Genomic DNA, 13,224 nt, shown 5'->3' with positions numbered 1-13,224 from the left:
GACCGGTCGTTCACAGCGTCCTCGCTGTGTATCGCCACCCCGCAAGCGGGATGGACTTTTCAAAGGAACCTCGACCATCCGAAGATGGACGGGGTATCAACATATCTGGCGTTGATTTTTGGCACACTGTTGAGTTCTCAAGGAACGGACGCTTCCTTTGTACTCACCCTTGCGGGCTTTCCTCCGGGCGCTTCCCTTCGGTCTTGCGTTTCCGACTCTATCAGACTCTTTCGTGTCCGATTCCCGGCCGGCGGGCTTCTCTGCTGAGCAGAGAATTTCTGCTACGCCTTCCGGTTCTCCGCTTTCGCGTTTCCCTTTCCGGCGACTCCGACTTTATCAGATCCTTCGATCCGATTTACCCGGGGGTGCTTTCCGGTCTTTCGGCCTTCCGGCGTGATCACCACGTTAGACGATTTCCTTGGCAGCTCATAATCGAGCCATCGGATCCTGATTTCGGCATGCCGAAATCGCACCCGATTGGGTTCGTCGTCAGAGGTGGATGGCCGCTCCGGAACTGCTGAACAGCAGTGCTCCTTCTCAAGCGGCTCGGGCTACGTTAGGCGTCCGAGGTACCCGAGTCAAGTTGCGCTGCGCCCGCGGCGTCGGGGCGCATGAGCCCGATACGGGCTGACGGTCGGGTCACCATCGATCCAGAACCGCCATGGGTGGTAGGCCCCTTCGCCGCCCACTCCCGTGCGTGGGCCGTTGCGTACCTGGTCAGAGGTCGGCTGTCGGCCCGGCAGCAGGGAAAGAGGGGCCGTCGGACCCAGGCAGAAGTCTGCGCCGTTCAGCGACCGGTCGACGTCGAGGGCAGTGGCCAGGCGGGCCGGCCCTTTGGCCAGTTCCTTGTCGTGGCGGGCCGAGATTCGACGTTTGCGCGTCAGAGCGGCGCCCACTCGTACCTCGCCGGCCCGCAGCAGGACTCCGCTCGCCCTGCCTTCCGGACCGCACACCACATTGAGGCAGTGCCACATCCCGTAGGTGAAGTAGACGTACGCATGTCCGGGAGGGCCGAACATCACCTCGTTGCGGGCGGTGCGGCCGCGGAAGGCGTGGGAACCGGGATCGGCCTCGCCCGCGTATGCCTCGACCTCCGTGATGCGCAGTTCTATGAGGCCTTCGTCGGTCCGGCGGGTCAGGGTGCGGCCCAGCAGGTCCGGGGCGACCTCCAGTACCGGTCGGTCGAAGAAGTCCCGTGGCAGCGGCGTGTGGTCAGAGCTCTCGATCATCGCGTTCGAGCGTACCGGGGGCGATGGAGAACCACGGGGAACCGACTACGGTCGTGACGCGTATGTAGACGCGTATGTGATCGCGTATGTAGGGGCAGGACCGAGAAGGAGTTGGCATGGGCTTCAAGAGGCTGCTTGCGAGCATGGGTGCCGGTGGCGCCTCCGTCGAGACGGAGCTCACCGAGGCGAACGTCGTCCCCGGCGGCGTGGTCCAGGGCGAGGTGCGCATCCAGGGCGGCTCGGTGGATCAGCAGATCGAGGGACTGTCCGTCGGTCTCCAGGCGCGGGTCGAGGTCGAGGGCGGCGACCAGGAGGTCAAGCAGGACATCGAGTTCACCAAGCAGCGGCTCGGCGGCGCGTTCGAGGTCAAGGCCGGTGCGGTGCACGTGGTGCCGTTCGGCCTCGAGATCCCTTGGGAGACCCCGATCACCACGATCGAGGGGCAGCTGCTGCGGGGGATGGAGATCGGCGTCACGACCGAGCTGGAGATCGCGCGGGCCGTGGACTCGGGCGACCTGGACCCGATCAATGTGCACCCGCTGCCGGCGCAGCAGGCGATCCTCGACGCGTTCATCCAGCTGGGCTTCCGGTTCAAGAGCGCCGACATGGAGCGCGGTCACATCCGCGGGACGCGCCAGCGGCTGCCGTTCTACCAGGAGATCGAGTTCCTGCCGCCCCAGCAGTACCGCGGCCTGAACCAGGTCGAGCTGACGTTTGTCGCCGACGAACGCGAAATGGATGTCGTCCTGGAGATGGACAAGAAGCCGGGTCTGTTCAGTGAGAGCAGCGACTCCTACAAGGCGTTCAAGGTGGGGCACCACGATTTCGCGTCGACCGACTGGGCGGCATACCTCAACCAGTGGCTGGCGGATGTCGGCGGGCGCCGCAACTGGCTCTAGGCTCGGGACGGAAGAAGGCGAAAGAAGCAGGACGGCCGAATCGGAGGGTTTGACGTGACCGAGCTCAAGAGGGCTCCGCTTCCCCACGACTTTCATCCGGCGGTGCCTTCGTTCACCTTGGTGAGCGACGACATCGAGCCGGGGTCGGTGCTGAACGACTCCCAGGTGAAGGCGGGGGGCGATACCTCGCCGCATCTGCGCTGGGAGGGTTTTCCGGCGGAGACCAAGAGCTTCGCCGTGACGTGCTTCGATCCGGACGCCCCGACCGGCAGCGGTTTCTGGCACTGGGTGCTCTTCGACATCCCCGCGTCGGTGACGGAGCTCCCGGCGGGCGCGGGCAACGGAAAGTTCGAGGGGCTGCCCGACGGCGCGGTCCATGTCCGTAACGACTACGGCTCGAAGGACTTCGGTGGGGCGGCTCCGCCGGCCGGCGAGAAGCACCGTTATGTCTTCACGGTGTACGCGGTGGACAGCGAGAGGCTCGGTCCCGGTGCCGATGTGTCACCGGCGGTCGTCGGTTTCAACCTGCGTTTCCACGCAATCGCTCGTGCACATCTGATCGGCGAGTACGAGACGCCCGCGCAGGGCTGAGACAAGCCGAGAGTTCGTCCGGAGTTTGCCCTGCCCTGGTCTTGGAGAGACCAGGGCAGGGCAGTTTTGTTGCCGGGGGTCCTTGTGTCCGCCCCCGGCAAGGCACAGATATTGCGTTGTCCATCTTGGCGCGCCCGGCCAGAGTTGATCCAAGCCTGATGCCCGCCGACGTGAGCTGGGCGGGGCGAACGGAGGTGGGCAGGATGCGGGACACACTGGTGCTCAATGCGAGCTTCGAGCCGCTGTCGACGGTGACGCTGAACCGTGCGGTGGTGCTCGTGCTCCAGGACAAGGCGGTTGTCGAGCAGTCCCATCCCGCGCTTCGTGTGCGTGCGGCCGCGGTGGATCTTCCGGTGCCGCGGGTGATCAGGCTCTGCAGATACGTACGGGTGCCGTTTCGAAGACAGGCCCCGTGGTCGAGGCGGGGAGTGCTGGTGCGTGACCAGCACCGGTGCGCCTACTGCGGTCGGCGCGCCACGACGGTGGACCACGTGGTGCCGAGGTCGCGCGGGGGTGCCGACAGCTGGCTGAACACGGTGGCTTCCTGCGCCGAGGACAATCACCGCAAGGCCGACCGTACGCCTGAGCAGGCGGGTATGCCGCTGCTGCACCAGCCGTTCGTGCCGTCGCCGGCGGAGGCGATGCTGCTCGGTCTCCGGTCGGGCGAGCGTGCCGCGCTGCCGGACTGGCTGGCGGCGCAGCCCGCGGCGGAGGACTTCGCGGCGTAGGAGACGGCCCCGGTCTCCGACGCGTAGACCGTGGTGACGAGGCCCGCTCCCTTGCGTAGGGTGCGGGCCTCGTCGTGTCAGCGCAGCAGCAGCTGGGCGATCGCGATCGATCCGACGACGACGATGAAGGCGCGCAGCACACCGGGCTTGAGTCTGCGGCCTATCTTGGCGCCCAGCTGGCCGCCGATGGTGGACCCGACCGCGATCAGCAGGACGGCGGTCCAGTCGAATTCGGCGACGAAGAGGAAGAAGACGGCGGCGACGCCGTTGACGACGGCGCCGAGGATGTTCTTGACGGCGTTGATGCGCTGGAGGCTGTCCTCGAGCAGCAGTCCCATGAGGGAGAGGTAGAGGATGCCCTGGGCGGCGCCGAAGTAGCCGCCGTACGCGCTGGCGAACAGCAGGCCGGTGTGGAGGGCCGGGCCGCCGTGCGGATGCGGTTCGGTGCCCTGTGCTTCGCGACGCCGCTGGACCGCCGCGGCAAGGCGTGGCTGGAGGATGACGAGGACCAGCGCCAGGGCGATCAGTACGGGGACGATGGTGTCGAACGCGTCCGAGGGCAGGGCGAGCAGCAGAACGGCGCCGGCGAGGCCGCCGACGAGCGCGGTGAGGCCGAGGCGGAGGACCCGGCCGGTCTGGCCGCGCAGTTCGGCGCGGTAGCCGACGGCTCCGCTGATGGAGCCGGGTACGAGACCGAGGGCGTTGGAGACGTTCGCGGTGATCGGTGGCAGCCCGGTGGCGAGCAGCACCGGAAAGGTGATCAGGGTGCCGGAGCCGACGATGGTGTTGATGGTGCCGGCTCCCACGCCGGCTGCGAACACCGCCAGTGCTTCCCAGATGGACAACGCCATCTCCTTACATGGTCCGTGAGTCGCCTCCCCGCCATCAAGGTCGAGGGGCCTCACCGATCATGCATGAAGTGGTTCGCGTGTCAGTCGATGGGGGGCTGCTCGCGTCGTTCCGTACCGTTGCCGCCGGTCTGCTTGGGTACGGAGCCGCCGCCCATGCCCGCCATCGGGTTGAAGTTGCCCATGGCTCCGCTGAGTCCCTTGAGAGCGTCGCCGATCTCGCTCGGGACGATCCAGAGCTTGTTGGCGTCGCCTTCGGCGATCTTCGGGAGCATCTGGAGGTACTGGTAGGCGAGGAGCTTCTGGTCGGCGTCTCCGGCGTGGATGGACTCGAAGACCGTACGGATGGCCTGTGCCTCACCCTCGGCGCGCAGGGCGGCCGCTTTGGCCTCGCCTTCCGCGCGCAGGATCGCCGACTGCTTCTCACCCTCGGCGGTGAGGATCTGCGACTGGCGGATGCCTTCCGCCGTGAGGATCGCCGCGCGCTTGTCACGGTCGGCGCGCATCTGCTTCTCCATCGAGTCCTGGATGGAGGTCGGCGGTTCGATGGCCTTGAGCTCGACGCGGTTGACGCGGATTCCCCACTTGCCGGTGGCCTCGTCGAGGACGCCGCGGAGGGCCGCGTTGATCTCCTCGCGGGAGGTGAGGGTCCGCTCGAGGTCCATGCCGCCGATGATATTGCGGAGCGTGGTGACGGTGAGCTGCTCGATGGCCTGGATGTAGCTGGCGACTTCGTAGGTCGCGGCGCGGGCGTCGGTGACCTGGTAGTAGATGACGGTGTCGATGTTGACGACCAGGTTGTCCTGGGTGATCACCGGCTGGGGCGGGAAGGGGACGACCTGCTCACGGAGGTCGATGCGGTTGCGGATCGAGTCGATGAACGGCACGACGATGTTCAGCCCCGCGTTGAGGGTGCGGGTGTAGCGTCCGAAGCGCTCGACGATGGCAGCGCTGGCCTGTGGGATGACCTGGATCGTCTTGATCAGGGCGATGAAGACCAGCACCACCAGAATGATCAGGACGATGATGATCGGTTGCATCGCGTTCCCTGTGCCCTTCGCTGCCGGATGAGTCTGATGATCAGTTTCCCAGAACAGGGGCTGTGCTGTGGGCCGTTCGCCCGTTCCGGCCGGCCGTGTCGCGTCGATTTCGGGGCGATCGGCTCGGGCGTCCGGGCTGTGGACGGCGGTGGACGGGGTGGGTGTCGGGGTGGGTGTCGGTACGGTCGCCGAGGCTGCTGAGCCAGGGCGATTGACGACCCGTCACATGACGACGGCCGTCGCTCCGTCGATCTCGACGACATCGACCTGCTGGCCCTCTTCGTAGGCCATGGTGGTGTCGAAGGCGCGGGCAGACCAGATCTCACCGGCAAGCTTTATACGGCCGCCGTTGCCGTCGACCCGTTCCAGCACTACGGCCTGACGGCCCCTCAGGGCGTCGACACCGCTGGCGAACTGGGGACTCTGGGATCTGTGCCTCATCGCGATGGGCCGCACGACGGCGATGAGCGCCACGGACACGGCGGCGAATACGAGCACTTGGGCCACTGTGCCGCCGCCCACCGCCGCGACGACGGCCGCGGCCACCGCTCCGGCGGAGAACATTCCGAATTCCGGCATGGCGGTCAGCACGAGCGGAATGCCCAGTCCGACCGCGCCGATCAGCCACCACACCCATGCATCGATGTCCACATGGGCATGGTAGGTCCGCCGGACACGCTTGGGACAGGGGGCGAAACGGGTCGGCGCCCCTGCGCATCCAAGGCCGTCAGCCGAGCGGAAGGCCCTGGGCGGTCCAGCGCTCACCGTTGCGCTCGACGACGAGCGGCAGTCCGAAGCACAACGAGAGGTTGCGGGAGGTCAGCTCGGTCTCCATCGGGCCGGCGGCGAGCACTTTTCCCTGACGGATCATCAAGACGTGGGTGAAGCCGGGGGCGATCTCCTCGACATGGTGGGTGACCATGATCATGGAGGGTGCGTACGGGTCGCGCGCGAGCCGTCCGAGGCGGCGGACCAGGTCCTCACGTCCACCGAGGTCCAGACCGGCGGCCGGCTCGTCGAGGAGCAGCAGCTCGGGGTCGGTCATCATGGCGCGGGCGATCAGCGTGCGCTTGCGCTCGCCCTCGGAGAGCGTGCCGAACTTGCGGCTCAGGTACTCGGTCATGCCGAGGCGGTCCAGGAACGCGCGGGCGCGCTGCTCGTCGACCTCGTCGTAGTTCTCGTGCCAGGTCGCGGTCATGCCGTACGCGGCGGTGAGCACCGTCTGCAGGACGGTCTGGCGCTTGGGGAGCTTCTCGGCCATGGCGATACCGGCCATGCCGATGCGCGGCCTGAGCTCGAACACGTCGACGCCGCCGAGGCGCTCGCCGAGGATCTGCGCCGTTCCGGTGGTCGGGTAGAGATAGCTGGAGGCGATGTTGAGCAGGGTGGTCTTGCCCGCGCCGTTCGGGCCGAGGATGACCCAGCGCTCACCCTCCTTGACCGACCAGGAGACGTCGTCCACCAGAGCGCGTCCGTCGCGGACCACGGATACGTCCACCAGCTCCAGTACATCGCTCATGAGCGCGTAGTCTCCCCATGCAATCGTCTTGAGGTGTTCGGGTGCGTTTCGGGTTCTTTTGTGCACCTGGTGCACCTGCGGGCACACCACCCAGGGAAATCTACGCCACCGGGTGAGTGCTCCAGTCGCCCGGCCCGGTCCCTAGGCTGGGGGCATGCTTTCGGAACCACGCTCAGGACGGCTGGCCGCATGGGGAAATGCCCTTTTGGTCGGACTTGTTTCGCCGGACGACGCCGTACACGCGATCGTCGGAGACGACGCGGTGCACCGGGTCGAGGGCCTGCCTGGTGAGAGTGCACCGGTCGGACTCACGCTGGCGCTGGGTCGCCTGCGCTCGCTCGGCGTGACCGGCTTCCGGGTCGCGCTGCCGTCTTCGGGCCACCCGCTGGGGCTCAGCGGACCGCCCGAGTTCAACGCGCGGGCGCTCGATGCGGAGGAAGCCGTCGTCGCGACGGGCGCGGCGTACGGGCTCGTGCCCGAGGTCTACGAGGCGGGCCCGGCCGGCGACCTGCACGTGGAGGTCGTCTGGCACTGCCTGCCGGTACGGGAGGCTCCGCCCGCGGACGTGCCGTCGCTCGGCGAGGCGGAACGTGAACTCGCGGAGGCCCTGCGGGACGCGACGGCGACGCTGACACGCCTCGACGTGGCCGCATCGGGTCCGATGGCGGAGGCGGCGCTGGACGCGTACCGGGCACGGGCGGAACGGGGCGGCTCGGGCGAGGCGCTGGCGCCCGGGTATCCGCCGCGGGCCGTGCGGGTGCTGGAACTGGCGCAGCGCGTCGGGCTGCTGGTCTCACTGGCGTACGAGAACGGGCACGGGGGAGCGGTGAGCGCGTCGGAGATGGCTGCGCGGGGCGAGGCGCTGCGACCGGTGGAGCGTGTGGCGCGGCGGGCGCAGGTGGCGGCGTACAACGCGTACGTGGAGGAGCGGGAGCGGGGGCGGGGCTGAGGCCCCCGCCGCGGGCCGCTGACGGGCCGGGCCGCAGCTGGGGATCGAGGGGCTGAACCATGGGCAGCGCCCCGGAGTACGGCGCTCAGGGCGGGTACGACTACGGCCCCCGGGCGGCGCAGCGCCCGGGGGCCGTGGGGCATCGAGACGGCGCGTCAGCCGTTGAAGCCGCTGTTGCCGAACGCCGGGTTCAGCAGGCCCACCACGTTCACCGTGTTGCCCACCACGTTCACCGGGACGTGGATCGGCGCCTGGATCAGGTTGCCGGACAGGACACCCGGGGACTTGACCGCCGCGCCGTGGGCGTGGGCGCCACCGGTGGTGGCAGACGCGACACCCGAGCCCGCGGCGACCAGGCTGCCGACGATCATGGTGAGGGCAGCAGCCTTCTTCAGGTTCTTCACTTCGTCATTCCTCCTGAGCATTCGCTGCGGCCGGCCGCCGCAGCACGCCATGAAGAACGCTCACCAGTGGATCAGGATGCGCCGTGTGGGTGACATACACCCGACAGTATGAATCTCGCATCGGAGCGTGACGCTCCGCTCAGCCCGCCATTCCGTGTCGCACCGCCCACAGCGCCGCCTGCGTCCGGTCCGCGAGATCGAGCTTCATCAGGATGTTGGAGACGTGAGTCTTGACCGTCTTCTCCGACAGGACCAGCGCCCGCGCGATCTCCCGGTTGGAGCGCCCGTCGGCGATCAGGCCGAGCACCTCGCGCTCCCGCTCGGTGAGGCTGTTGCCCCGGCCCGTGCCGCCGCCCGGCTCGTCGTTGGAGAGCAGCGCGCCCGCGATCTCCTGCTGCAGCAGCACATGGCCGGCGTGCACGGAACGGATGGCGCCTGCCAGGGCGTCCGGGTCGACGTCCTTGTACACGTAGCCGGAGGCCCCAGCCCGCAGGGCGGGGACGACAGTGCGCTGCTCGGTGAAGCTGGTGACGATCAGGACCTTGGCCGGGTTGGCCAGTTCCCTGAGCTTCCGCAGGGCGTCGATGCCGTCCATCCCCGGCATCTTGACGTCCATGAGGACAACGTCGGGCCGCAGCTCCTCGGTGAGCGCGACCCCCTCCGCGCCGTCGCCCGCCTCGCCGACCACCTCTATGTCGTCCTGGATCTCGAGGAACGTGCGCAGCCCGCGCCGCACCACCTGATGGTCGTCGACCAGCAGGACGCGAATCCTGGTGTCAGCCACCGGGGACCTCCATCTCGATCGTGGTGCCCTGGCCGGGCGCCGATTCGACGGTGAGCCTGCCGCCGACGCCACCGGCCCTGTCGCGCATCGAGACGAGACCCAGATGGCGGCCGGCCCGGCGGACCGCCTTCGGTTCGAAGCCCTTGCCGTCGTCGGTGACGGACAGGACGGCGCCCTGTCCGTGGCGGACCAGCACCACGTCCACCGCGTCCGCCCCGGAGTGACGCAACGCGTTGTGCAGAGCCTCCTGCGCGACCCGCAGCAGCGCCTCCTCCTGGGCGGCCGGCAGGGCCCGGATGCCGGTGGTGTCGAACGTGACTCGCGCGTCGTGAGCGCGGTCGAGGACCTGTATGTGGGTGCGGAGGGTGTTGACGAGGCCGTCCTCGTCGAGCGCGGCGGGGCGCAGCTCGACCACGGCGGCCCTCAGCTCGTCCGCGGCCTCCGCGGCGAGCGCCGCGACCTGCTGCAGTTCGCCCTTGGCCCGGCCCGGATCGCGGTCCACGAGGGCCGTGGCGGCCTGGGCGGTCAGTCGCAGCGAGAAGAGCTTCTGGCTCACGGCGTCATGCAGCTCGTGGGCGAGGCGGGAGCGCTCCTCCGCGATGGTGAGCTCGCGGCTGCGCTCGTACAGGCGGGCGTTGGTCAGGGCGATCGCCGCATGCTGGGCGAGGATCCCGAGCAGTTCCTCGTCGTCCTCGGTGAAGCCGCAGCCGCCGTCCGGCTTGGGGCACCTCTTGTTCGCGAGGAACAGGGCGCCCATGATTTCGTCGCCGTCCTTGATCGGCAGGCCGAGGAAATCGGACATGTCCGGGTGCGCGGACGGCCAGCCCTCGAAGCGGGGGTCCTTGCGAACGTCCGCGAGCCGCTCCGTCTTCGCCTCCTGGAGCATCGCGGCGAGGATGCCGTGCTGGCGCGGGAGCGGTCCGATCGCCTTCCACTGGGCGTCGCTGACACCGTCGACGACGAACTGAGCGAAGCCCCCATGATCGTCGGGCACGCCCAGCGCCGCGTACTCGGCGTCGAGAAGCTCGCGCGCCGAGGCCACGATCGTCTTCAGCACGTCGCGCACCTCGAGATGCCGGCTCATCGCGAGGAGTGCGGTGCTCACGGCGGCGAGGCCGGAGCCGGGTCGGTGACTCATGACCTCACCGTACCGGCGGGGTGTGACAGTCCGTATCCGACCGCGGACCGCATCCGCTTAGGGCTGCGGACGTAGGTCGAAGTGCCTTGCTCGGAAGGTCCTCGTGCCCGAGGCGGCGGTCCGGACCGCGTTCCTACGTTGGGCCCATCCGTACCGGCCGCAACAGGCGGCGACCGCGGACAGCACACAGCGGACAGCGGACAGCACGACACAAGGGGATGGGCACGATGCCGGTAGCAGTGATCACCGGGGCGTCGAAGGGGCTGGGGCGCGCCCTGGCGGCGGCGCTCGCGAAGCAGGGCTGGGATCTGGTGCTGGGCGCCAGGACCGCGGACGTACTGAAGGAGAGCGCCGAGCACGCCGGGCGGTACGGGACCAGGGTCGTCGCCGTGCCCGGGGACGTCACGCACCCCGCACACCGCGCGGAGCTCGTGGCCGCGGCGGACGAGCTGGGCGGCCTGGATCTGCTGGTCAGCAACGCGAGCGCGCTGGGCGCTGAACCGCTGGTGCGGTTGGAGGCGCTGCCGGTGGCGGGGCTGCGGGCGGCTTTGGAGACCAACGTGGTCGCGGCTCTCGGCCTCGTGCAGGAGGCCCTGCCGCTGCTACGGGCGTCACGGGCGGGCGGGGCGGTCGTCACGGTCAGTTCGGACGCGGCGGTGGAGGCGTACGAGACATGGGGCGGCTACGGGGCGTCGAAGGCCGCGCTGGACCATCTCGCCGCGGTGCTCGCGGCCGAGGAGCCCGGCCTGCGGGTGTGGAGCGTCGACCCGGGCGACATGCAGACGGATCTGTACGCGGCGGCCGTGCCCGACGACCAGGACGAGCGTCCTTCGCCCGAATCCGTCGTCCCCGCGTTTGTGCGGCTGCTCGCGGAGCGGCCGGCAAGCGGCCGCTATACGGCACGGGCGCTGCTGGAGACCCGATGAGGGCCGGCCCGAAGGACGCGGGCCCGTTCGTGCTGGACGCGCTGCGCGTGCCGGACGGCCTGTCCGCGCGGGTGCCCGCCGAGGAGCGCGGGTCGGGGCGCGACGACGTGCGGCTGCTGGTGTCGCAGGGGACGGAGGTCTCCCATCACCACTTCCGCGAGCTGCCGGACCGGTTGCTCGCCGGTGACGTACTGGTCGTCAACACGTCGACCACGCTGGCCGCCGCGGTCGACGGGCGGCTCGGCGGCGAGGCGGTCGTGGTGCACTTCTCGACCCGCGGCGACCTGGGGCGCTGGGCGGTGGAGCTGCGCCGGCCGGACGGCTCGGGGAGCACGCTGCCGCGGCCCGGGGGCCCGCTGGGGGCCGTCGTACGGGTGCCCGGGGGCGGTGAGCTCGTCCTGGAGGCGCCGCTCGTCCCCGGCGCGGAGCGGTTGTGGTGGGCGACGGTGTCGGTGGACGTGCCGCGGCTGCTGCGGCGGTACGGCAGGCCGATCCGCTACGGGTACACGACGCGGGACCAGCCTCTGTCCGCCTACCGGACGGTGTTCGCGCTCCCCTCCCCCGACGGTTCCGGTTCGGCGGAGATGCCGAGCGCCGCGCGCCCCTTCACCCCGCGCGTGGTGGCGGACCTGGTGAGCCGGGGGGTGCAGTTCGCTCCGATCGTCCTTCACACGGGCGTGGCGTCGGCCGAGGCCCATGAGCCGCCGTATCCGGAGCGCTTCGAGGTCCCGGCGACGACGGCCCGGCTGGTGAACGCCGCACGTGCCGCCGGGGGCAGGATCGTGGCGGTGGGCACGACGGCCGTGCGGGCCCTGGAGTCGGCCGTGGACGGCGAGGGCGTGGTGCGCCCCCGCGCCGGCTGGACGGATCTGGTCGTCACTCCCCGGCGCGGGGTGCTGGCGGTGGACGGTCTGCTGACCGGGCTGCACGAGCCCGAGGCGTCGCATCTGCTGATGCTCGAGGCGATAGCCGGACGGGCCGCGCTCGCCCGCGCGTACGCCGAGGCGGTGCGGCACCGCTACCTCTGGCACGAGTTCGGCGACGTGCATCTCCTCCTGCCCGAGGAGAAGCGTCACTCAACGGATTGCTCGAGCAACAGGAGGTGACATAGTTACCCGGCCGATGTGAGCCCCCGCATAGGGTGCACGTCACTTACGAGACTCCTTAGTGGATACAAAAGGGGCAAGTAACCACGGACAGCACTGGTGAAACCGGACATTGGGAACAAGCGATCCACTACCTCGGATCGTACGTCACATCTTTGCCAGGGCATTTTGCGGCAGCTAAGAATTGCCGACGTCGCTTCCGAACAGCGCAGAGCCGATCCGGCCTGAGGCGACTTTCCGCTATTCGAAGAGGTACGTCTGTATGTCCGCGTTCATCACCCCCGAGATCCGCCGCCGAATCAAGAGCCGCAAGACCGCCGTCGCCGGCGTCGCCGCCGTCGCCGCCGCCACGGTCGCGTTCTCGCTCGTTCCCTCGGGCGACGCCGAAGCCGGCGTCCGCACCGAGGCAGTCGCGGCAGCCCCGGTGGCATGGAAGGCCGACTCGAAGCAGATCGCGGCCGTTCAGGAGAGCATCACCGGCCAGCAGTCCGCCTTCGAGGCCCAGTTCAAGGCCACGCAGGCCAAGGCAAAGGCCGAGGCAAAGGCGAAGGCCGTCGCCGAGAAGAAGGCCGCTGCCCAGGCCGCCGCCGAAAAGCGCGCCAAGAACGAGGCCGCCAGCCGCTCCGCCGCGCGCACGCCGGCCAAGGTGACCTACCCGAACAACCTGGACGGCTGGATCCGCGAGGCCCTGTCCATCATGAAGAAGCACGACATCCCCGGCACCTACGAGGGCATCCACCGCAACATCATGCGTGAGTCCTCCGGCAACCCGCGGGCCATCAACAACTGGGACATCAACGCCATCAACGGCGTGCCGTCGAAGGGCCTGCTGCAGGTCATCAAGCCCACCTTCGACGCCTACCACGTCCCGGGCACCGCCCACGACCAGTACGACCCGGTCGCGAACATCGTCGCCGCCTGCAACTACGCGGCCGACCGCTACGGCTCGATGGACAACGTCAACAGCGCCTACTGAGGCCTGCTGAGCCGAGCCGGCGGCACGATCCGGCGGACATGAAACAGACGCTGAAGGGCGCACCCCGCGCAGGGTGCGCCCTTCGGC

General features: G+C 69.1%; 15 protein-coding genes. 7 read left to right on the top strand and 8 right to left on the bottom strand.

Annotated elements, in window-relative coordinates:
- Positions 1-578: 578 nt before the first annotated feature.
- Positions 579-1,229 (bottom strand): DNA-3-methyladenine glycosylase, encoded by a 651-nt coding sequence (locus ABZ070_RS18610; RefSeq protein ID WP_356635095.1) that lies wholly within the window; start codon positions 1,227-1,229, stop codon positions 579-581.
- 116 nt (positions 1,230-1,345) lie between these two features.
- Here ABZ070_RS18610 and ABZ070_RS18605 point away from each other — a divergent pair, with 116 nt between their 5' ends.
- From ABZ070_RS18605 to ABZ070_RS18595, 3 genes are all read left to right on the top strand, one after another.
- Positions 1,346-2,128: a sporulation protein gene (locus tag ABZ070_RS18605; RefSeq protein ID WP_356635093.1), complete on the top strand. Its 783-nt coding sequence runs from the start codon at positions 1,346-1,348 to the stop codon at positions 2,126-2,128.
- Between the two features lie 54 nt (positions 2,129-2,182).
- On the top strand, positions 2,183-2,719 hold the full coding sequence (locus ABZ070_RS18600; RefSeq protein WP_356635091.1) for a YbhB/YbcL family Raf kinase inhibitor-like protein: 537 nt from the start codon (positions 2,183-2,185) through the stop codon (positions 2,717-2,719).
- Positions 2,720-2,922: 203 nt separating this feature from the next.
- On the top strand, positions 2,923-3,447 hold the full coding sequence (locus ABZ070_RS18595) for an HNH endonuclease (RefSeq protein ID WP_356635089.1): 525 nt from the start codon (positions 2,923-2,925) through the stop codon (positions 3,445-3,447).
- 77 nt (positions 3,448-3,524) lie between these two features.
- Here the strand turns inward: ABZ070_RS18595 and ABZ070_RS18590 are convergent, their stop codons facing one another.
- From ABZ070_RS18590 to ABZ070_RS18575, 4 genes are all read right to left on the bottom strand, one after another.
- Positions 3,525-4,298, bottom strand: coding sequence for a sulfite exporter TauE/SafE family protein (locus ABZ070_RS18590; protein ID WP_356635087.1), 774 nt, complete (start codon positions 4,296-4,298; stop codon positions 3,525-3,527).
- Between the two features lie 80 nt (positions 4,299-4,378).
- The gene (locus ABZ070_RS18585) at positions 4,379-5,335 is read right to left on the bottom strand and encodes an SPFH domain-containing protein (protein WP_100106479.1); all 957 of its coding nucleotides are present in this window, start codon (positions 5,333-5,335) and stop codon (positions 4,379-4,381) included.
- Positions 5,336-5,557: 222 nt separating this feature from the next.
- Positions 5,558-5,986: an NfeD family protein gene (locus tag ABZ070_RS18580; RefSeq protein WP_356635085.1), complete on the bottom strand. Its 429-nt coding sequence runs from the start codon at positions 5,984-5,986 to the stop codon at positions 5,558-5,560.
- Between the two features lie 76 nt (positions 5,987-6,062).
- Positions 6,063-6,854, bottom strand: coding sequence for an ABC transporter ATP-binding protein (locus ABZ070_RS18575; protein ID WP_356635083.1), 792 nt, complete (start codon positions 6,852-6,854; stop codon positions 6,063-6,065).
- Between the two features lie 154 nt (positions 6,855-7,008).
- Here ABZ070_RS18575 and ABZ070_RS18570 point away from each other — a divergent pair, with 154 nt between their 5' ends.
- Positions 7,009-7,803, top strand: coding sequence for a hypothetical protein (locus ABZ070_RS18570; protein ID WP_356635081.1), 795 nt, complete (start codon positions 7,009-7,011; stop codon positions 7,801-7,803).
- Positions 7,804-7,958: 155 nt separating this feature from the next.
- On the opposite strand, the gene ABZ070_RS18565 is transcribed toward ABZ070_RS18570, so the two are convergent.
- The 3 genes from ABZ070_RS18565 to ABZ070_RS18555 all read right to left on the bottom strand — a co-directional run bounded on the left by ABZ070_RS18565 (position 7,959) and on the right by ABZ070_RS18555 (position 10,129).
- On the bottom strand, positions 7,959-8,207 hold the full coding sequence (locus ABZ070_RS18565; protein WP_356635079.1) for a chaplin: 249 nt from the start codon (positions 8,205-8,207) through the stop codon (positions 7,959-7,961).
- A gap of 139 nt (positions 8,208-8,346) precedes the next feature.
- On the bottom strand, positions 8,347-8,991 hold the full coding sequence (locus ABZ070_RS18560; protein ID WP_356635077.1) for a response regulator transcription factor: 645 nt from the start codon (positions 8,989-8,991) through the stop codon (positions 8,347-8,349).
- Positions 8,984-10,129, bottom strand: a complete 1,146-nt coding sequence (locus tag ABZ070_RS18555) for a GAF domain-containing sensor histidine kinase (RefSeq protein ID WP_356635075.1) — start codon at positions 10,127-10,129, stop codon at positions 8,984-8,986. Before ABZ070_RS18555 ends, ABZ070_RS18560 begins: the two co-directional genes overlap by 8 nt.
- Before the next feature lie 227 nt (positions 10,130-10,356).
- On the opposite strand from ABZ070_RS18555, the gene ABZ070_RS18550 reads away from it, so the two are divergent.
- The 3 genes from ABZ070_RS18550 to ABZ070_RS18540 all read left to right on the top strand — a co-directional run bounded on the left by ABZ070_RS18550 (position 10,357) and on the right by ABZ070_RS18540 (position 13,137).
- Complete coding sequence (locus ABZ070_RS18550) at positions 10,357-11,055, top strand: SDR family NAD(P)-dependent oxidoreductase (RefSeq protein ID WP_356635073.1); 699 nt, start codon at positions 10,357-10,359, stop codon at positions 11,053-11,055.
- Positions 11,052-12,161, top strand: coding sequence for an S-adenosylmethionine:tRNA ribosyltransferase-isomerase (locus ABZ070_RS18545; protein WP_356635071.1), 1,110 nt, complete (start codon positions 11,052-11,054; stop codon positions 12,159-12,161). The genes ABZ070_RS18550 and ABZ070_RS18545 overlap by 4 nt, the downstream gene beginning before the upstream one ends.
- 262 nt (positions 12,162-12,423) lie before the next feature.
- On the top strand, positions 12,424-13,137 hold the full coding sequence (locus ABZ070_RS18540; protein WP_356635069.1) for a transglycosylase SLT domain-containing protein: 714 nt from the start codon (positions 12,424-12,426) through the stop codon (positions 13,135-13,137).
- Positions 13,138-13,224: the final 87 nt, after the last annotated feature.

It is taken from the genome of Streptomyces sp. NPDC006283 (assembly GCF_040613325.1).
Lineage (GTDB): Bacteria > Actinomycetota > Actinomycetes > Streptomycetales > Streptomycetaceae > Streptomyces.
The sequence above is the reverse complement of the archived record's forward strand: the minus strand, read 5'-3'. Positions and strand labels throughout refer to the sequence as shown.